This is a genomic window from Mesorhizobium sp. M7A.F.Ca.AU.002.02.1.1 (assembly GCF_003998535.1).
GTDB lineage: Bacteria > Pseudomonadota > Alphaproteobacteria > Rhizobiales > Rhizobiaceae > Mesorhizobium > Mesorhizobium ciceri.
In genome coordinates, this window is record NZ_RZPB01000033.1 from 1 (window position 1) to 18454 (window position 18454).

General features: G+C 61.6%; 26 protein-coding genes and 1 riboswitch. Of the genes, 17 read left to right on the plus strand and 9 right to left on the minus strand.

Annotated elements, in window-relative coordinates; all coding sequences use genetic code 11:
• On the plus strand, window positions 1–211 hold a 211-nt coding region (locus tag EN879_RS04005), incomplete at its 5' end, for a hypothetical protein (RefSeq protein ID WP_127273955.1).
• Between the two features lie 38 nt (window positions 212–249).
• Here the strand turns inward: EN879_RS04005 and EN879_RS04010 are convergent.
• The 5 genes from EN879_RS04010 to EN879_RS04030 form a co-directional block, all read right to left on the minus strand.
• Complete coding sequence (locus tag EN879_RS04010; protein WP_027160738.1) at window positions 250–495, minus strand: DUF982 domain-containing protein; 246 nt, start codon at window positions 493–495, stop codon at window positions 250–252.
• A 14-nt stretch (window positions 496–509) separates the two neighbouring features.
• Window positions 510–746, minus strand: a complete 237-nt coding sequence (locus tag EN879_RS04015; protein WP_013530775.1) for a DUF982 domain-containing protein — start codon at window positions 744–746, stop codon at window positions 510–512.
• Between the two features lie 94 nt (window positions 747–840).
• Entirely contained in the window at window positions 841–1284 is a 444-nt protein-coding gene (locus EN879_RS04020; protein WP_013530776.1) for a GFA family protein, read from the minus strand.
• Window positions 1285–1455: 171 nt separating this feature from the next.
• Complete coding sequence (locus EN879_RS04025) at window positions 1456–1635, minus strand: DUF3606 domain-containing protein (RefSeq protein ID WP_013530777.1); 180 nt, start codon at window positions 1633–1635, stop codon at window positions 1456–1458.
• Window positions 1636–2125: 490 nt separating this feature from the next.
• Entirely contained in the window at window positions 2126–2317 is a 192-nt protein-coding gene (locus EN879_RS04030) for a hypothetical protein (protein ID WP_013530778.1), read from the minus strand.
• 199 nt (window positions 2318–2516) lie between these two features.
• Here EN879_RS04030 and EN879_RS04035 point away from each other — a divergent pair, with 199 nt between their 5' ends.
• A complete protein-coding gene (locus tag EN879_RS04035; RefSeq protein ID WP_063168563.1) occupies window positions 2517–2945 on the plus strand; it encodes a DoxX family protein in 429 nt (142 codons plus the stop codon).
• Window positions 2946–2994: 49 nt separating this feature from the next.
• On the opposite strand, the gene EN879_RS04040 is transcribed toward EN879_RS04035, so the two are convergent.
• Together EN879_RS04040 and EN879_RS04045 are read right to left on the minus strand one after the other, a co-directional pair.
• Window positions 2995–3300, minus strand: a complete 306-nt coding sequence (locus EN879_RS04040; RefSeq protein WP_013530780.1) for a hypothetical protein — start codon at window positions 3298–3300, stop codon at window positions 2995–2997.
• A gap of 73 nt (window positions 3301–3373) precedes the next feature.
• Window positions 3374–3643: a hypothetical protein gene (locus EN879_RS04045; protein WP_063168562.1), complete on the minus strand. Its 270-nt coding sequence runs from the start codon at window positions 3641–3643 to the stop codon at window positions 3374–3376.
• A gap of 215 nt (window positions 3644–3858) precedes the next feature.
• Here EN879_RS04045 and EN879_RS04050 point away from each other — a divergent pair, with 215 nt between their 5' ends.
• The 9 genes from EN879_RS04050 (at window position 3859) to EN879_RS04090 (ending at window position 11193) form a co-directional block, all read left to right on the plus strand.
• Window positions 3859–6192, plus strand: coding sequence for a hypothetical protein (locus EN879_RS04050; protein ID WP_063168561.1), 2334 nt, complete (start codon window positions 3859–3861; stop codon window positions 6190–6192).
• Window positions 6193–6258: 66 nt separating this feature from the next.
• Window positions 6259–7554: a hypothetical protein gene (locus EN879_RS04055; RefSeq protein ID WP_063168560.1), complete on the plus strand. Its 1296-nt coding sequence runs from the start codon at window positions 6259–6261 to the stop codon at window positions 7552–7554.
• A gap of 36 nt (window positions 7555–7590) precedes the next feature.
• Window positions 7591–8382, plus strand: a complete 792-nt coding sequence (locus tag EN879_RS04060) for a class I SAM-dependent methyltransferase (RefSeq protein ID WP_063168559.1) — start codon at window positions 7591–7593, stop codon at window positions 8380–8382.
• Between the two features lie 482 nt (window positions 8383–8864).
• Window positions 8865–9575, plus strand: coding sequence for a glycosyl hydrolase 108 family protein (locus tag EN879_RS04065; RefSeq protein WP_063168558.1), 711 nt, complete (start codon window positions 8865–8867; stop codon window positions 9573–9575).
• A complete protein-coding gene (locus tag EN879_RS04070) occupies window positions 9572–9787 on the plus strand; it encodes a hypothetical protein (RefSeq protein ID WP_063168557.1) in 216 nt (71 codons plus the stop codon). The genes EN879_RS04065 and EN879_RS04070 overlap by 4 nt, the downstream gene beginning before the upstream one ends.
• A gap of 1 nt (window position 9788) precedes the next feature.
• Entirely contained in the window at window positions 9789–10022 is a 234-nt protein-coding gene (locus EN879_RS04075; protein ID WP_013530787.1) for a phage-related exported protein, read from the plus strand.
• Window positions 10007–10192: a hypothetical protein gene (locus EN879_RS04080; protein ID WP_063168556.1), complete on the plus strand. Its 186-nt coding sequence runs from the start codon at window positions 10007–10009 to the stop codon at window positions 10190–10192. Before EN879_RS04075 ends, EN879_RS04080 begins: the two co-directional genes overlap by 16 nt.
• Window positions 10192–10515, plus strand: a complete 324-nt coding sequence (locus tag EN879_RS04085) for a hypothetical protein (RefSeq protein ID WP_013530789.1) — start codon at window positions 10192–10194, stop codon at window positions 10513–10515. The genes EN879_RS04080 and EN879_RS04085 overlap by 1 nt, the downstream gene beginning before the upstream one ends.
• A gap of 363 nt (window positions 10516–10878) precedes the next feature.
• Entirely contained in the window at window positions 10879–11193 is a 315-nt protein-coding gene (locus tag EN879_RS04090; protein ID WP_013530790.1) for a hypothetical protein, read from the plus strand.
• Between the two features lie 85 nt (window positions 11194–11278).
• Here the strand turns inward: EN879_RS04090 and EN879_RS04095 are convergent, their stop codons facing one another.
• Window positions 11279–11986, minus strand: coding sequence for a hypothetical protein (locus EN879_RS04095; protein ID WP_013530791.1), 708 nt, complete (start codon window positions 11984–11986; stop codon window positions 11279–11281).
• 299 nt (window positions 11987–12285) lie between these two features.
• Between EN879_RS04095 and EN879_RS04100 the strand changes: the two genes are divergently transcribed.
• Together EN879_RS04100 and msrA are read left to right on the plus strand one after the other, a co-directional pair.
• Complete coding sequence (locus EN879_RS04100) at window positions 12286–13833, plus strand: glycosyltransferase family 39 protein (RefSeq protein ID WP_063170277.1); 1548 nt, start codon at window positions 12286–12288, stop codon at window positions 13831–13833.
• Between the two features lie 82 nt (window positions 13834–13915).
• A complete protein-coding gene (msrA, locus tag EN879_RS04105; protein WP_013530793.1) occupies window positions 13916–14434 on the plus strand; it encodes a peptide-methionine (S)-S-oxide reductase MsrA in 519 nt (172 codons plus the stop codon).
• Window positions 14435–14503: 69 nt separating this feature from the next.
• Here msrA and EN879_RS04110 read toward each other — a convergent pair whose 3' ends face one another.
• A complete protein-coding gene (locus EN879_RS04110) occupies window positions 14504–14821 on the minus strand; it encodes a hypothetical protein (RefSeq protein ID WP_013530794.1) in 318 nt (105 codons plus the stop codon).
• Window positions 14822–15005: 184 nt separating this feature from the next.
• Window positions 15006–15119, plus strand: a riboswitch (TPP riboswitch).
• Here EN879_RS04110 and EN879_RS04115 point away from each other — a divergent pair.
• From EN879_RS04115 to EN879_RS04130, 4 genes are all read left to right on the plus strand, one after another.
• Window positions 15110–15718 carry a YkoF family thiamine/hydroxymethylpyrimidine-binding protein gene (locus tag EN879_RS04115; protein ID WP_063170276.1) on the plus strand — a complete coding sequence of 203 codons (609 nt, stop codon included), beginning with the start codon at window positions 15110–15112 and terminating at the stop codon, window positions 15716–15718. Its footprint overlaps the riboswitch before it by 10 nt.
• 92 nt (window positions 15719–15810) lie before the next feature.
• Window positions 15811–16572, plus strand: a complete 762-nt coding sequence (locus EN879_RS04120) for an ABC transporter permease (protein WP_244514357.1) — start codon at window positions 15811–15813, stop codon at window positions 16570–16572.
• On the plus strand, window positions 16569–17336 hold the full coding sequence (locus EN879_RS04125) for an ABC transporter ATP-binding protein (RefSeq protein ID WP_063168554.1): 768 nt from the start codon (window positions 16569–16571) through the stop codon (window positions 17334–17336). The genes EN879_RS04120 and EN879_RS04125 overlap by 4 nt, the downstream gene beginning before the upstream one ends.
• The gene (locus tag EN879_RS04130) at window positions 17329–18351 is read left to right on the plus strand and encodes an ABC transporter substrate-binding protein (RefSeq protein WP_063168553.1); all 1023 of its coding nucleotides are present in this window, start codon (window positions 17329–17331) and stop codon (window positions 18349–18351) included. The genes EN879_RS04125 and EN879_RS04130 overlap by 8 nt, the downstream gene beginning before the upstream one ends.
• Window positions 18352–18454: the final 103 nt, after the last annotated feature.

An 18454-nucleotide genomic window follows, 5' to 3' on the forward strand; every position in this document is an offset into this window, starting at 1 on the left:
TATTATCGCACAAGCTAATGGAACCTCGTTTTCTCGGGAGCGTTTTTCTCACGACTTGGAATTTGGAGAGATTATCGTGAGAGATATTGCAGCCACAGCCACGTTGCTTGCATCGATCGCCATCGTGATTGCATTGATTCTTCTGGTGCCGAAGAGCTTTGGATTCGAAACCTCTCAGCCGATTGTCCAGGGCGAGCTTCCAACGAAATGACAAAGCAGGCGAGGCACGACGTCTGCTTCCTTTGACACCTACCGCACCAAGACGCCGGCGTGGCTGCAGAGCGCTGCGAACGCTTCCTGCGCCTCGGCGGCGCCTGTCTGGGTTTCCAATGCGGCTTCGACCTTCTCGCGCGCCGCCTGGTAGAACGGGCCGCGCTTGGCCTGCGGCCAATCGATCAGGATTTCGCTGGCATCCCTGAGCGTGGCGACGTCGCGGATCGTGTCCGAGCCATGCGGCTTGATCCGCATCGGTGTGGGCAAAATGAGCTCGGACATGTCCTGTTTTCCAACTACTGCAGGAGTTTTGCTTCGCGCGCGGCGTCGATCACCGCCCGCATCGCTTTTTCCGGCGGCGTCCAGCCATCCAGCGCATCGCGGCAGCTGCGCAACGCCGCCCGGTAGCGCCGTCCCTGGCCAGCCGGCCAGTCGCCGAGGCATTCCAGGCCTTCCCAGGCGCTGCGGACGATGCGCTCGCGCTCAGGCGCGAATTTCAGCCTGATGGGGCGGGGAAACATCTTGTCGTTCAACGGTCGTCTCCATGATTGCCGCAAGTCGCCGGGCGACATGCGTGAGAGGCGTCCGGTAACGTCGGCGGCAGGGCAGGGTTCCCTTGCCCGGAGATCAAATCTCTGCGTCGATGTCCGACAGCGATCTCGGCGTCGGCGCTTCGGCGTTGTACGCCGCTGGGCGGTCATGCTCGAACTGTTCGGCGCCGGGCAAAGCGTGCAGCCAGGTCTCGCGCCTGGAGGTCCACAATTCATATTCGGGCACGAGATCGGTCGGCGCGATGTCGAGGCTGCCGATTGCCACCTCGGCCTCGTTGTCGTCGACCCAGGCGACGCGGCCGCCGCATGTCGGGCAAAAGCTGCGCGTGCCATAGGAGCTGACGAGGCCGGTGGTCTCGAAGGCCTCGCGCGGCCAGATGGCAAAGGCCGAATAGACCGAACCGCCGGCCTTGCGGCAATCCTTGCAATGGCACAGGCCGACGCGCAGCGGCGCGCCGTGAACCTCGAACTGCACGCCGCCGCACAGGCAGCTGCCGGTCCTGCGTATGGTGTCGGACATGACAACCTCCCTCAATGCGTGGCGCTGCGGGCCGGGTGGGACAGATGCTCGTCTGCCGTTTCGTTGGCCAGGATGAGAAACCGGGAAAAAGACATCCTGTTCACCGTACCACCAGGCCCGGTTGACGCGGCCCGCAGCGTCTTCAACGCCGCCCAGGCGAAATGGTTTCGGCTAGCCGCGGGCCGCCATATGGGCGTCGAGCTTCTTGCGCGAGGGTCCGTAGCGCTTGATGATGGTCTGTGCCTCGCTTGGCGGAATGCCGTATTTGCGGGCAAAGGCGGCAACCTCGTAGGGCTCTTCGCCCGAGACCTGCTTGCGGTCCTGTTTCGTCTTCGACTTGTCGTCAGCCATCTCAGGCCTCGCTTTCTGTTGTCGGGGAAACGCGCAACCTTCGGCGCCCGCGATCAACACGACATAACACAGATCGGCGCCGCCGGTTCCACCAGGCGACACGGCCAGGCTGCAACCGGCCTGTATCAGGCCGATGGCCGCATCGGGTCGGCGTCGGCAGCGTGGTCGCCGTCACATTCGGAGCATGCCGCGCTGAGGCCGGGGCAGCCGCGCCGGTGGGTGCCGGCAGGGCAACAATGGCCGTTGGAACTCGTCCAGCGCGGACATTGGAAGACCTGGCCAGCGCCGCCGCAGCCGCTGCATTCCAGCGTCGCCGACCCCACGCCACGAGGTATCGCCCCAAACCTGACGCTTGTTCGCAAATTTCAGCCCACCCAAAATTGCTGCACCGGCACACCGCTGCATTAGCCCCGGCTAACAATATCACATTCGTGATTACCAACAAGTTTCAATCGCGATGCGCCGGAGAGCCGTTCGGGCCGGCGTGTCGTCAGGCCGGCTTCAGCCGCATCGCGGCGAGATACATGAGCGCCGAGGCGGCCTGCCCGCGGTCCCAGCCGGCAGCCTCGACCTTGCGGAGCAGGGCGTCGAGATGCGGAGCCAGCATATCCCTGCATTCCTGTTCGTAGGCGGTGCTCATCGCCGGATGCCGCGGTGCGCCGATGGTCAATGCCTTGGCCATGTCCGTTTCCCCCTTTGAGGGAGCAACGCTATACCGTCGGCCGGCAAACCGAAAATCGCTCCTTGCCGTCGGTGTGAGGCTTCGAAGCCTGCTTCGACCCGCGGCAAGCGCCCTGTCGAGAAAAATTGGCCTGGTGTGTCGGATCTGGCGTCCGTCGCGCGTCCTAGGAGCGAGCAACCTGCAAAGCTGGAGAACGAGCATGTCGTCGCAAATCACTCAATCGCCGTGGCAGACCGCGGCCCTTCTCATCGCCCGGCTGATCTTCGCCGGCGTCTTCCTGATGGCGGTGACGTTCAAATTCATGGGCATGGCGGCCACCGCCGGCTATATCGCCGCCGCCGGCTTTCCGTTTCCGCTGTTCCTGGCCTGGTGCGCGGCGATCCTGGAAGTCGCGCTGGTGCTGTGCTTCCTGACCGGCGCCTTCTTCACGCAGGCGGCCCTTGTCGCCGCCGCCTATGTGCTGTTCCTGGCCCTTGCCTTCCACGGACCCAGCCACTGGGCCGGCAACCAGGCCGAGTTCGGCTTCTTCATCGACCATTTTTCGTTCCTGGCCGGACTGCTGTTTGCGGCGGTGCATGGACCGGGCAAGGTGCTTTCGCTCAATTTGGGATGGCCGGGCAGGGCTTGAGGCGAGGGCAGTGGGCCACCGCGGACGCATGCCGGCCCGCCGGCACCGTTCACAGCTGGTCGTTGTAGGGTTCCTTTATCTTGCCGACCATGCGGGCCAGCTTTGAGAAGGACGGCAGCTCCGCCTCCGGCTGGCACTGGTTGGCGAGTTCCAGCAGCCGGATCGGAAAGTTGACGGCGTCGCGGCTGGATGCGGACATGCCTTCGGATCGTTCCTCGTTGGTTTCGCCGGCCTCGGTCTTGCGCAGGGCCAGGTCGATTTCCTCCGCCGTCAGCACCCCCTTTTGAACCAGGAGACGATTGATCGAGGCGACGGCCATCAACAGGCCTTCGAGTTGCAGGTTGGCGACATTCATGGCGATTGCTCCCGTGGCTGGGGTTGAAACGCACGAGCGGCATTTCCGCTCCAGAAAGGCTGCGGGCGAACGCCTATTCCTGCGTCAGCCGTTCGCCATATTCGCGCCACAGCGCCTTGACCTCCAGGTTGCCGAGGCTGCCGATCGAAACATCCCCACAGCTGATGGCGACGGCGCCGACGTCGTATTGGGGGTAGGCGTTGGCGACGAAACGGATGGCTTCGCCCAGCGAACGCACGCGGATGACTGGATCGGCCTGACCCTGGCCGGTGCTGCACACGCCGGAAACCGTGGCTGGTGCATGCCGCATCCTGAACACGGATGCCATGGCTGGTCTGTCCATCGTCCTCTCCCACAAGGCCGTGCGACGGGAATCATTCCATGAGCTTCGACGAATGATTTCACACCTGCCGGCTTATGACCAGCCGCCGGCAAAAGCAGGGTTTTACGCGCTTTGCCAGCGTCGCTCAGCGCGGGAGTTTCGACCAGACTAGGAATTTTTTCTCAGAAAGTGGTTGACGGGGTGAGTGCAGCTTCGCCTTCCAGACGCTGAACCCTGTGATCGGCACCGACGACATTGTGCTGTCGTTCTACCAGTCCGACGACACAGTCGGGGATATCCAGGCAGCCGCGCAAGGCATCATCGACCAGGCCCAGGCCGCTGCGGACGTAGCGACGGGCGCCATGACAACCGTGCTCGATCCGCAATTCGCGACCAAGGCGACGGCGGAGGCATTTTCCCCACCGATAGCACCCACATACATCCGCACCGCCTTCTACGACAGCTCTCAGGTGGCAGGCAGTGGCGCTGTGTACCGCAAGAATGGAACGAATGTCGGGGATTTGGTGATCATGCTGAGCGATGGCATGACGAAGACAGGCTATACGCTCGCCTCGACCCCGGTGACGGCATCAATGCTCGGGGCGCGTGGTAACGGTACAAATGCCACGGCTGCTATCAGTGCACTGCTCGCGGGCAGCTATCCGCATGTGCTGATTGACGGCTCCTACCAGACCGACGGCAACCATACGATCTCGACAGCGAAGAAGCGCGTCGAATGCCTGGGCGGCTCTGCCCTGATCCTGCGCGCGCCAGTCGGTGCCGTTACCGGCCACCATCCCGTCATCGATATCGCTGCCGATGACGTCCTGATAGACGGGGACCTCACGATTGATGGTGGATCACATGCCGGCTACCAGGCTTCTATCGGTATTCGCGTCGGCCTCTCCACTGGTGCACGCCGGAAGCGGCCGACAATCCGCGGCGTGAAAGTCCGCAATCTCGGCCTTGCCGGTGTGATGGCGCTCTGTGTCGACAGCCCGACGATTGAGGACATTGACGGCTATAACATCGTCACGCCAACCGGCGGCGAGTTTGGCGACACGGTTTACGTGGCCGGCGTCCGCAAGCCGATCGTGCGCAACATCCGGTCGGCGAAGTGCAAACGCGACGGTGTCGTGTTGACCTATACGGGGAATCTAAACACCACCGACGTGTTGGTCGACGGGGTTTTCGCCGATGCACATCTCGACAGCCCCTCCGCCGGTGTCTGGGTGGAGATGACCGGTGCGCGAGATCCGCGAGGGATCATAACTAACGTGGTGGCGAATGACTGTCTGATTGGCGTAGCTGCGACTGACGCCAACAGCGAGATCGTCATTTCGAATGTCAAGGCAATCGGCAACCGGCTCTCCGGTAGTTCTGCCGGTAACGTCTTCGGCGTTCAGATTCAGTCGGGCCGGCTCGATAACTGGTACATCGATCGCTACAACACAGCCCTGCAATTGGAACCAAACGGCGAATATCAGTTCGCCCTCAGCTCGCAAGTTGGATCGTTTGCGATTAGCGAAACGGTCAGCGGCGGCACCTCTGGCTCGACCGGAACCCTGCGGTTCCAACATTTTGAAATCGTCATTACCGGTTCAACCCTCGACTATGAACTCGGTGAGACGGTGACAGGCGGTTCATCCGGCGCGACGGGCATCTTGGTCGACTTCTTTGCCAACGTGCTGAGGGTCTTGCCGATAAGCGGAACGTTTCAGGCCGCTGAAACAATCACTGGAGGCACCTCTGCGATTGCCAAAACGGCAAACAGCGCGACCCAGCGCATCTATGTGCGCGGTTCGGCCGGCATCTTTCGGGCTGGCGAGACTATCACGGGCGGAACGTCAGGTGCCACAGCCGTAATCGCCGCGCCCTACCAGACGCCACTTGCGATCGGCCCGGGCACGTTGATGAACTGCTCGACCGACGCCATTGTCGTTGCGAACGTAGTGACACCGGCGAGCCTTAGCCTTTCTGGCATCAGGGGAAACACCCAGTCGCATGGCGTCCGGTTCAATCTTTCGGTGGGCCAACGGCTGCGCAAAGCCAGTCTCAGGGACATCGCCCTGAAGAACCCGACCTCCATTGGCGTTGCCTTTCGGGTAACCACCGGCGGCGCGATAGACGAAATGCTGGTCGATGGCTTTGACATGACGGAATGGGTTGGCGATGGCACCGGCAGTTCCATCACGGCCGGCACCGTGACCAGGTTTATTGGCGGCAACAATCCCGGCCTGCAGGGGACGTCGAGTGTGCCGATCAATCTGAGCGTTAACACAACGCTGTCCGGGCTTCACAACCGGGCACTCTGCCACAACAACAGCGCCGGCGCGACGTGCACACATACGCTGCCGCCTGCCGTGCCTGGCCTTCGGATCGGCTTTGCCGGGGTACACGCAACCCATGTCATGAACATCGAGCCCAACGGGACGGACACGATCAAGGGCGGCGGTGCAGGCAAATATCTCATTCTCGATCCCGGCGAGCGTGTAACCCTGGAGGCATACGCAACGGGCTCATGGGTGGTCAGCGCGACAGTCGGTTGGGCGGGCGATTTCGAGTTGTGACTTTGTCGTTGTGAATGACCGAATCGCCTAGGTTGCTTTTTTGATCCAAATAGTCGAACGAAAGATATGGTCCTCGCTCTGTGGTCAATGGTGGCCGTGACCACCTTTATACTTGTGGCCCGCCACAATCGGGTTTCTGTTGTAGCGATTGGCTATATCGGCCTTCTTGCTTATTCGGTGCCCGCGCTGATTGGCTTCACGCGGCCTGTGAGCGCGAAAGGATTGGTGCCATATCTTGAGCCGGCGTCGTCGGAAGCAATTCTGGTGATGGTCGCTGCTTGGCTAGGGTTCGGGTTGGCGCTGCTGCTGATGCCTTCGTCTGTGGGCGGCAGGCGTCCCCCTTGTTACCAACTGCACCCGATGCGGGTCATCTGGTTCATTCGGTGCGCGCTGATCATTTCTTTAGCCTGCTATGCATGGATGGCAAACAGGGCTGGACTTGAGTGGTACGCGATGGAGCGTGCCGACATCTATGACGCCGTCGGTGGGCTCATTTCCATCGTGTGGCGTTGGGTCAGCGGCATCGGTCTTCTGGCATCAATCTATTTCGATAGGCCATGGGGTCGCGGCGCTCGTATTTATCAAGCCATCTTTGCGTTAATGGTCGCACTTAATGCGATCGCGGGTGATCGGACGGTCCCGGTGATCTTGGCAATGGCGTTTGCCATCGTGTTATTGTGGGAGTGGCCGATAACGAAGGCGGCCCTGCATTGGAAGGCATGGGCGATCGGGCTGGCGACGCTTGCGATCATCTTCTTTATGAAGCCCTTCTATCTGGCCTACAAACGCGACCTGCCGTTTGGCAGGATGCTGACAGGCGGTTCTGATCCGATGGCTATGGTGGCCTCCTGGGAAGCCTTCGGCACTCATGAAAACATCGAAGGGCTGATTAGGAGTAGCACGACCTATCCATGGTGGAACACGGTTCGCGATACCTTGGCGCAACTGCTAATTCAGCCGTCGGCCTTCGGCTTCGACAGCACTGGGTTCAACACGGTGCTCCAGACCCAGATATTTTCACAGGCGTTGTACGGCTTGGCTGGTACATTCTGGGGGCAGGCGTGGGCGATTGGCGGTATTCCCGTTGTGATCGTATTTGGGTTGATCTATGGCGGAGCGTTGGTGGCGTTGCATCATGCTTCGCTCAAAAGTAAGGGTATGTGGTTCTTCTTCTGGATCATCCTCGGCAGCGTGATTGGGGTCTATGCGCACCGGAATGCCTTGGAGAATGTTCTTGCGCAGGCACGGCAGCCATTCGTCGGTTTCGTGACGATTCAGGTCTTGGTGTGGGTACTGCTCTTCGGGCGCTTCCATACCAGCATTCCGGCTGTTCCGATTGTGGGTCGAGACTACGGCAAATGAACTGACGTTGAGCGGCGCCTTGGGGGAGGCAAATGAATGGTGGAGCAGGTATATCTCGATCGGCAGCATGATCGTCTTGTATTCATCGACCAACCAGCCGACGAAGGATTCTGGGACGATCGTTGGGCGCAATCCCTAACAGCAACGGACATTCGGAAAAAGAGCGTCTTTGTCCAGCATGTTACCCGAAAGTATTTAAGCCCGCCTGATCGAGTGATTGATGCAGGCTGCGGTGTGGCAAACACAGTCTTTGGGCTCCATCACGCCGGGTTCGAGGCATACGGACTAGACTTTGCCCCCGTAACCATCGCTAGAATCAAGAAGCACGCCCCCGAACTTAATATCGTTCTCGGCGACGTGCGAGAAATGCCATTCGAGGATGCCTTTTTCGAAGGGGTGTGGTCCTTAGGGGTGATCGAACATTTCAAGGATGGTTACGCATCGATCATCGAGGAGGTACGCCGAGTGCTGAAACCTGGCGGACTCCTTTTCCTAACTGTCCCCAGCGTGTCGCCATTGAGGCGTCTAAAGATGCGGCTCGGTCGATACGAAGATGTGAGTGCCGCGGACATGGCTCGATTTTACCAATTTGCCTTCACCCCGAACGACACAATTAGAACGATCAGCGGGATGGGGTTCCGGCTTTTGGAAAGTCGGTCCAGGGGCGGATATCTGGGGTTGATGCGGGAAAGCAATTTGTTCAAGCGCCTGCTTGAACCATTGTATGAGAGCCGGTCGCGACCGATGGTGACCTTACGACGCGCGATCGACTTAGTGATCAGTCCAGTATCGTTTCACACAAAGCTGTTCGTCTTCAAAAAGAACTAGCTGAAACTGAATTTTCGAACTCCGACCTCAGTTACTTGTATCCAGCACGAGTTGTCGCGGCGCTTCGACTGAAGTCCTGTTGATCATTTCCGCAGCGTCAACGCGCCGAAGACTCATTCATTGATCTTTATCCTGACGGAGCTTCTCATCGATGTCTCTCAGGCTTTTGTTGTACGCTCGCGTCTCTCGCCGCACCCCTATCGTGGCAATAACTACCCACGCGATAGAGAAGGCGCCGATGAGGACTCCTAAAACTAAATGTCTTATGTCAGGCATATGTGCTTTTGCGCGTCCTAGGTGCGTCAATGACTTACCGAGCGCACGATTCTCTTGCCGATACTCAGAATTTTAAGTCTGTATCTGCCAACTTGGCGAATGATATCCAGAATCATAATCGCCCGCGCCAAGCCTAACCTCCACCCGGCGAACATACCAAAAATCAAAAACTGAACAACTGCCCGGAAGGGCGGAAAGGAAACACCATGGACCGCAACTTCGCGCGGGCGCTTGCGCTTGTTCTCAAATCGGAAGGCGGGTGGTCGGACCATCTGGCCGATCCTGGCGGCGCCACCATGAAGGGCGTGACGCTTGCCAGCTTCCGCCGCTATGTGAAGGCGGGCGCGACAAAGGCGGATCTGCGCGCGATCAGCGACGCGCAGGTCGCCACCGTCTATCGCCGCTTCTACTGGGACGCTGTGCTCGGCGCCGAGTTGCCCGATGGCGTCGATCACGCGGTATTCGATTTCGCCGTCAACAGCGGGCCTGGCCGGGCGGCCAAATATCTGCAGGCGGCCGTCGGCGTTGCGCAGGACGGCCGGATCGGACCGGTCACCGTCGCGGCGGCCAAGGCAAAGCCGGCCGGTGTGACCATCGATGCACTTTGCGATGCGCGGCTGGCGTTCCTGAAGCGGTTGCCGACATGGGCAACATTCGGGCGCGGCTGGTCGGATCGGGTCAGGTCGGTGCGGGTTCAGGCCCTGCTGATGTCGGCGCAGCGCCCCGCCGCACCGGTGACCGCGGCGGCGCCGCCCAGGGTCGAAACATCGGCCAATGGGGCGCCGTCGGTTCGTCTCGAGCAGCCGACGCCCGGCGGCAAGACGGCTGCCGTGGCCGGCCTCCTCGTTCTCATGGCCGGAGCGCTCGCGGCCGTCCGGCATCAGATCGCCGATTTTTTCGGAAGCCTGTTTCGATGACATGGTTCAACACCAATGCGCTGCACAATCTCCTCAACACGCTGATCGCCATCATCTGCGGCGGCGCGCTCGCCGGCTTTGACTGGACGCTGCTCGGCGTGAGCGACCGCACCGCCCTTCAGATCAGCGGCGCCATTGCCCTTGCCAAGATCATCATCAACGCGGTGCGTGACGGGCCGCGCGGCATGGTCGCGCCGGCCAAGGAGACATGAGATGGGAACACTCGCTTTCGCGCTGCTTGGCCAGGCCTGGCCGTATCTTCTGGCAATGGGCGCCGCGCTCGCCGGTGTCTGGACGGCCTACGCCAAGGGCAAGGCCAACCAGAAGGCCAGGCAGGATGCCGCCGACGCCGCGGCGCGCACCGAAGCCCAGGAGATCGACGATGCCGTCGCCGGCCGGGCGCCGGACGACAACAGAGGGAGGCTGGCCAGATGGTCAAAATCATAGCGCTCTCGCTCCTGCTGGCCGGCTGCACCACATCAGGCGGATCGTTCTGCGCGGCCGGGCATCCCATCCGGCCGACAAGGGCAGAGGCGGCGGCCCTTTCCGACGCGTCGGTGGCGGCGATCCTGGCTCACAACGAAAAGGGTCAGAAATTTTGCGGCTGGAGGCCATGATGAACGATCTTTTCGACCTGCTCGGCATCAAGGGACCGGTCGTGGCGGCGGGTCTCGCCGGCGGCGTTCTGCGCGCGCTGTCGCGGCATCGCTACAAGCTGCGCGAAATGGTGGCCTCGCCGATCTGCGGCGCGCTTGCGGCGGCTTATCTGACGCTGCCGGCGGTCTCCTACGCCAGGATCGCCGGCCTGCCGATGCCCGATCCCGCCGACGACACCACCACGCTGGCGGCCGCCTTCCTGATCGGCGTCTGTGCGATGTGGATTTCGGACGTGCTGTTCGAGTTTGTGGTGCGGAGATTCAAGCCGGGGGTGGAGGAGTAGCTGTTGGCACCGCGTCGTCTGTTGGCTGCTGCCTGACGGAATTACCGAGACAGGTGGACCTGGCGCGGCGTGGCTCTCATTTCCAGGACCGACCGCTGCCCGCTTCGGCTCACGCCGGGGCGGGCTTTTTTGCATTTCCGATCGGCCATTGCTGAGCGGCATTCGAGTTGACCGGTCTCGTCGTCGTCCGTTGTGATAAGCAAGTTAATCATGTCGGTTATGCATAATGATTATTGTTAATTTTTGATTGAAGCACCGAAACTAGATAAAGACTTGAGCGGATGAATTGTTCATATATTGTTAAGCAAGAGGTAGACCACAGAAGACGGAAGCCATCTCCATCATCAAACGGGAGTAGCTTTCATGAACAAGTTCACTGTTATTTTCGCCGCTGTTGCAGTTGCATCGTCCGTTGGAGCCGCCGAGGCAGGTTGTGGGTGCGGAGGTTCGGGCGGCTGGGGAGGCAATTCGAGCAGCCTGATCAATGTTTCGCCGTCCATCGACCTTGGCAAGATCACCGCGCTGAACGACGTGCTCAGCGGCAACAACATCCTGAGCGGCAATGTCGTCTCAGGCATTCTGAACGGCAACAAGACCGGCATCGTCGGTGGCGTTCTGAGCGGGCTCGGCGTGAACCTGCTGGGCGGCAACAGCTACAGGCTGGGCAAGCGCCACTAGGCCGGCGCTGCATTTCAACTGTCGAAGGCAACCCAAAATAGCCCGTTCCGGTGCGCCGGGCGGGCTATTTCGCGTGTCGGGCCGATCAAGCGAGGATGTTGACCGCGCGTGCCGCGACCAGCGCGATGGTCAGCAGCGAGATCATGGCCTCGGCCATCATCAGCAGCTTGGCGCGCTGGGAAAGGGGCAAGGTATCGGTGGGCGAAAACGCTGTCGCATTGGTGAAGGCGAGGAAGAAATAATCGACGAAACCGGGCAGCCAATCTCGGAGGTCACGGTCGTTCAACGTCATCTGCGCGAACAGGAAATCGGCCTGCGCAAGCTTGACGAGGCCGCAGGTCGGCGGGCCGCCGCGGTCGGTGCTCCAGAACCACAAGGCAAAGACGATGACGTTGGTGACCCAGATGTTGAGTGCGTCGATCAGCAGCGTCGTGCCGCTGTTGCCGGCATGGCCCTCCAGCAAGGCACGCACCAGCAGGACCAGCGAACCGCAGTTCATGATGCTGATGATGGCGGTCATGGTCAGGGCTGTTCTGCGGATCATGACCCGAAACTGGCCGATCGCATGCCACTCGTGGTCCTCGACCGCCTTGCGGGTGGCGGCCTGTGTCCAGGCGGTGGCCACCGACAAGGGCAGCAGCAGAGCGGCCTCCAGCGCGGGCGCTAGCCAGCGCGGTCCGAATGAGAGATTGTTGATGACCAGAAGCTGCAGGCAGATGATGACGAGAACGGCCGCACGGGCCATCCAGAAATCGAGCGCACGGTAGTGGATGATGGCATGGTGGTGGCGCATTTATCAAATCCTGGATGCTTTTTGGGGGACGGGAACCGGTCAGGCGTAGGCGACGCCTGCCGCGATCACGCCCGATGCGCCGTGCCCGGCATGTTCAGGGCGCTCCGGGACGGCGTGTTCCATTGTTGTCCTGCTGGCATGTGATGATGAGAGAGGCGGCATGGTGGCGCGAAACTCTGCCTCAATCTTGGTTTTGCCATGGTCACCCAAGTTTACATTTTCGTAAGCTTCGAGTTCTGGGCTGTTCCAAAAACCGTCCGGTGTGATTTATCCACCGCATGACGCGAATCGACGAACCCATGAACGGTTGGCTGCCGGTCGGCAGTTCTGTTCCAGGCGACTGGCGGCAGTCGTCGATCTGGCAGGGGCTGACGCGCTATCCAGAAGCCGGCCTGGCGCTTTTATGCCTGACACAGATCCTGTGCTGGACCGTGGCGCCCGCGCTTGTCGACGTGTCACCGCCCAACGATGTCGTCGAAGGCTTCATGTGGGGCCGCGAATGGGTGCTGTTGACCTACAAGCATCCACAGCTTCCCGGCTGGCTGCTCGAGATCAGCCATCTTCTGACCGGATCGTTCCGCTGGCCGCAATATCTCGTGGCTCAGCTAACGATCTCGGCCACTTTCGTGCTAGTCTATCTGCTGGCCCGCGACATGCTCGGGCGAACCCGCGCGCTGGCCGCCGTGCTTCTGATGCCGTCGCTCTATTTCTTCGGCTGGCCGACCCCACAGTTCAATCATGACTACGCGCAGATGCCCTTCTGGGCCGCTATCTGCTGGCTGTTGTGGCGTGCGGGCCGTGGTGGTGGGCCGGGCTGGTGGCTGGCGCTCGGGCTGGTGTCGGGCGTCGGGCTCTATGCCAAGCTTTCCACCGGCCTATTATTGCTTTTCGGGGCGATCTGGCTGCTGTCGGACACACGCGCACGCAGTCGGCTCGCCACGCCCTGGCCATGGCTCGGGCTCGCGGTTTTCGGCGCTGTCGCCGCTCCACTGGCCGCCGAACTCTGCCGCGTCGATTTCCTGCCGCTGACCTATGCCGCCTGGCGCGATCAGTGGGTGGTGGCTCATCGCTCCCGCTTTTATTATATCGGCGTCCAGATGGCTGGGCTCTGCGGCTTTCTTCTGGTGCTGGCGATATCAGGGCTGCTGCGGCGCTCGCCCGCGCCGCAAAAGCCCGTCGGGCGCGGCACGCTGGTCTATCTCTTGTGGATGGGGGTTGGCCCGGCGATCCTCGTCATGGTGGCGTCCCTGTTCACCGGCGCCGGCGAGGCCTGGGGCGCGCCGATGTACAATCTTGCTGGCGTTGTGGCGCTCGCCTTGCTGGGCCATCGCCTCGGCGCCATCGAGATGCGAAAGCTGGCGATCTGCGCGCTCATCTCCATTGTCGGCATATCCGGTGCCTATGCGGGCATCCGCTGGACGAAATGCAATCTGCGTGGGCGCATGGACGCCGTCTGCTGGCCGGCGCAAAAGATCTCGGATGAGGCAGAGGCTGTCTGGCACGCTGCGACGCCCGATCGGCTCGACATCGTCGGCGGCCATGCCCTTATTGCGCCGCTGGCGGGCCTCAATGCCTATGACAAGCCGTCGATCTTCACCGAACTGAACATGCAGTACGCCCCCTGGATCACCAAGGAGCGGCTGCGCGAGCATGGCATATTGCTGGTCTGGCCCGGGCGCGATGTGCCATCTTATCTGCAGGCGTGGGTGGGCGACATCCCGATCAAAACCGTTCTTTTCGACTGGTCGCTCAAGGCGCCGCCGGTGGCGATCAGCTTCGCAGCCATTCCGCCTGGCGCGCGGCAGTTGCCGGGTGCTATCGACGGCCTCGCCCGACCGAGCAACTGAAGCAGATCCGCCGGTCCGCTGGACGAAGCAGGTGACAATGCCCATCTATGTCCAGACAAACTTGCCTTTGAGGAGACGTGATATGGCGACTTCGACCGAACGCGCAGTCCTTGCCGGTGGCTGCTTCTGGGGTATGCAGGATTTGATACGGCGCTATCCCGGCGTCATTTCCACCCGTGTTGGCTACAGCGGCGGCGACGTGCCCAACGCCACCTACCGCAACCACGGCAGCCATGCCGAAGCCATCGAGATCAATTTCGATCCGGCCATCATAAGCTATCGCACGCTGCTGGAACGCTTTTTCCAGATCCACGATCCGACGACCCGCAACCGCCAGGGCAACGATGTCGGGACGAGTTATCGCTCGGCGATCTATTACACCAGCGACGAACAGAAGCGCATCGCCGAGGACACGATCGCCGATGTCGATGCCTCGGGCCTGTGGCCGGGCAAGGTCGTCACCGAAGTCGCACCCGTTGGCCCCTTCTGGGAAGCCGAGCCCGAGCATCAGGACTATCTGGAGAAATACCCCAACGGATACACCTGCCACTTCGTCAGGCCGGGGTGGAAGCTGCCGGTTCGGGAAAAAGCGGTGCCGTAGATACACTGATACGACAGGATTTGAGAAGCCGCGGAGCGCTCGCTCCGCGGCTTCTTTTCATTGCAATTCCTACTTGCCGCAATGGTTGTCATTAACTGTCGGCGCGGTGGTGCCCGGCGACGTTCCACTGGCATCGGGCTGTGCGCCCTGCGGATGGGCAGGGCAATTTTCATCCGCGTTTGAATTCGTGGCGCCCGGTGCTACCGTCGTACTGTTGGTCGTGCCGGGGTCTACCGTGTTCGGCGAAGCCGGCGTATTTGGGTCGACGGTGACCGACTTGCCGCTGCCGCCGGATCCGTCGGTGCCGCTTGTGCCATTGCTCTGCGCCATGGCCGATGTCGCCAGGCCAATGGTGAGCGCCGAAGCTGCGAGGATTTTCATGAACATGGTTTGTCTCCATTGTCTGTGAACTCGTCGCGTAGCGACTGGTGGGACAACCTCGCGGCCTGGTGAAGGTTCCCGATAAATTCTCGCGCCGGCAGAGCCAACCGCTCCCGCCCTGGCGCAATGCTTTTGGCGCAGTGCGATAAAAAAAACGGCTTTTCCTTCAACTCGAATGATGCTTTAAGGCGCACATCCACAGGGGTGCTCCGTACGGTCGGGGCTGAGACGGGGGCGGCAAGCCCACAGACCCTAGAAGCTGATCTGGGTAATACCAGCGGAGCGAGGCGGGCGATGTTTTCAGGCGCACAGATTTCCCTATATCCCATGACCGACGATTTCGTCGGTGTCATCCTTGGCGCGCTCGGTGCGCTCGATCCCTGGCGCGACAAACTCAGGATCGAGACCGACGACATCTCGACCTTGCTGATCGGGCCGCCCGAAGTGCTGTTTCCTGCCATGCGCGACCTCTTCGTGGCGGCGGCACGCAGCGGCAAACATTGCGTGTTGTCGGCCACCATCTCGCGCGGCTGCCCTGGCGAGCCGGACGATCCGATCTGCCGCTCCGATGCGTTTGGCGGGCCCGTCGGTCCACTCGGCCCCCGCAAGGACGCGGCCATCGCGGCGGTGCGCAATGCTGCTGCCACCGGCCAGCCGGCGGCGGCGCAGTTCTCGCTCTATGTGATGGGCACAGACGACCACATGGACGAGATCTACGGCTGCATAGACTTTCTCAAGCAGTCCGGCGTCTATGAGCGCTCCAAACATTTCTGCACGAAACTGCGCGGTGATGCCGGTGCGATCTTTTCGGCGCTGGACGAGGCTTTCTGCCGTTTCGGACCAGGCGCTGGCCACGTAACCCTCGACGTCACGGTCTCGGCCAACAGCCCGTCGGCCGTCTGAAGCCGCGCCGCTCTCGCGGCCGTCAAAGGTTATCTCCCGTGGTCTCATCATCAGTCGCTTCGCGCCCGATCGCGAGCTTTCTCGTCAAGGCAATGCCGGCCATGATCTCGGCCGGTTTGCTCCTGCTGGCGTGGGAGCTTTATGCCACCTATTCCGGCATCAGGGCCACGATACTGCCGGCGCCGTCACGCGTCTTCGAGCAAGCGATGCTCAATCGCGAGGCGCTGGCCGACAATGCCGTTCCGACCATCCGTGCCACGCTTCTTGGCTTTGCCTGTTCGCTCAGCGCCGCCTTCGTGCTGTCGATGCTGGTCGACTTCTTCCAGCCGCTGCGGCGTGCGTTGTTTCCCGTCTTCATCGTCAGCCAGACCTTGCCGCTGGTGGCGGTCGCGCCGCTGGTGGTGCTGTGGTTCGGCTTCGGGCTGGCGCCCAAGATCATGCTGGTGGCGCTGGTCACCTTTTTTCCGATGCTGGTTGCATTGGTCGAAGGCTATGAGGCGACCGAGGCCGAGATCGGGCAAATGCTGCGCGCCATGGGGGCAGGGCGCTGGCGCATCTTCCTGCTGGCGCGGCTGCCTTCGGCGCTGCCTTACTTCTTTGCCGGGTTGAGGATCTCCATCACCTATGCGGTGGTCGGCGCCATCTTCGCTGAATATGCCGGTGCCGCGAAGGGTCTGGGCATCTACATGCTCAACGCCAAAAACAATTTCCGTCCTGATCTGGTTCTTGCCGCCGTCGGTGTCAGCGCGGCGCTGACCCTTGTCCTGTTCGGGTTGACCGTGTTGCTGCAGCGCCTTGCCATGCCCTGGGAGCGAGCCGACAGGGAAACTGCCGGGAAGGGGGCCTGGCGATGAGCCGGCTCGAACTGCGGCATGTGCACAAGGCGTTCGGTGGGCTCGACGTGCTGGCCGATATTTCGCTCAGCGTCGGCGCTGGTGAGTTCGTCTCGATCCTTGGACCCTCGGGTGCCGGCAAGTCGACGCTGTTCCAGCTTCTGACCGGCGCCGAGCATGGCGAGGGCGAGATGTTGTTCGACGGCGCGCGGCTCGACGACCACGGCAGGCACTTCGCCTTCATGCCGCAGCGCGACGCGCTGATGCCATGGCGGCGCATCCTCGACAACACGACGCTCGGGCTCGAAGTGCAAGGTATGAGGAGACAGGCGGCGCGGGCGCGCGTTGCGCCGTTGTTTGCCGAATTCGGGCTTGCCGGCTTCGAGCGGCATTTTCCCGCGCAGCTGTCCGGCGGCATGCGCCAGCGCGCGGCCTTGCTGCGCACCGTGGTGCAGGAGCGCGACATGCTCCTGCTCGACGAGCCGTTCGGCGCGCTCGATGCGCTGACCCGCACCGCCATGCAGCGCTGGCTCGAACAGATGTGGCGGCATCATCGCTGGACGGCGCTCTTGATCACCCATGACGTGCGCGAAGCCGTGTTCCTGTCCGACCGCATCTATGTGCTGTCGGCGCGCCCGGCCCGCATCGTGCGTGAAATCAGGGTGCCGTTGCCGCGCCCGCGCAGCCTTGGCGGCGATGCCGCGCGCCAGGCAAGCGCGCTCGAGGCCGAAATCCTCGACATCATCCTCAACCCCAATCCATCCAAAGGACACGATCATGACTGACTTGACGCGCCGGCAGGCCTTGTTGCTGACCCTTGCCACCGGCCTTCCCTTGATTGCCGGGACGGGTCGGGCTCGAGCACAATCGGCGGCACAAAAGGTCACCGTCGCCCTCGACTGGACGGTCAATACCAACCACATCGGACTGTTCGTCGCCCGCGACAAAGGGTTTTATCGCGAAGCCGGGCTCGAGGTCGACATCCTGCCCTACAGCGATACCGGTGCGGGCACGCTGGTCGCAAACCGCGTCGCCGATTTCGGCATCAACGGCACCATCAGCCTGTTCACCCAGAGAACCGCCGGGGCGGATCTGAAGGGCGTCTATGCGGTGGTGCAATCCGAAACAGGCCGCGTGGTCTTCAATGCGGCACGCAACGAGATCAAAAGCCCAAGAAGCCTCGACGGCTTGATCTATGGCGGCTTCGGCAGTGCCTGGGAAAACGCGCTGATATCGACCATCATTCGCCACGACGGCGGCAAGGGCAATTTCGAGACGGTGACGCTCGGCACCTCAGCCTATGAGGCGCTGGCCAATGGGTCGGTCGATTTCACGCTCGAAGTCTCGACCTGGGAGGGTGTCGAAGCCGAACTCAGGGGCGTCAAGCAGCGCAGCTTCGTCTATGCCGATTATGGCGTGCCTGATGAGCACACGACGCTGATCTCTTCGAGCGAAGCCTATCTCCAGGCCAATCCCAAGCCTGCGGCCGACTTCGTTCAGGCGACGCGACGCGGCTACCAGTTCGCTGTCGACCACCCCGACGATGCGGCAACCCTGCTGATCGCTGCAAACAAGGATGCCTTGACCAATCCGGCGCTGATCCACGCCTCGCTGAAGGCATTGATCGACGGCCATTATCTACGCAGCCAAAGCGGGGCCATCGGGACGATGGATCCGGCCAAGATGGAAGCGATTGGCGACTATCTCTTCGCCTCCGGCATTTTGCGCGATTCCGACGGCAAGCTGGTTGCTCGACGTCCGGATTTCGGGAGCTATTTCCGCAACGACTATCTGAGCTAGTCTGGCAAAACCAAATGACATGGGTCGCCAGTCTTTCTTGGCGACCGCGTGGAGCAGGTCGTCTGGAAGTGGCGCCCTGGCTCCCCGACAGCCAGTTTAATAC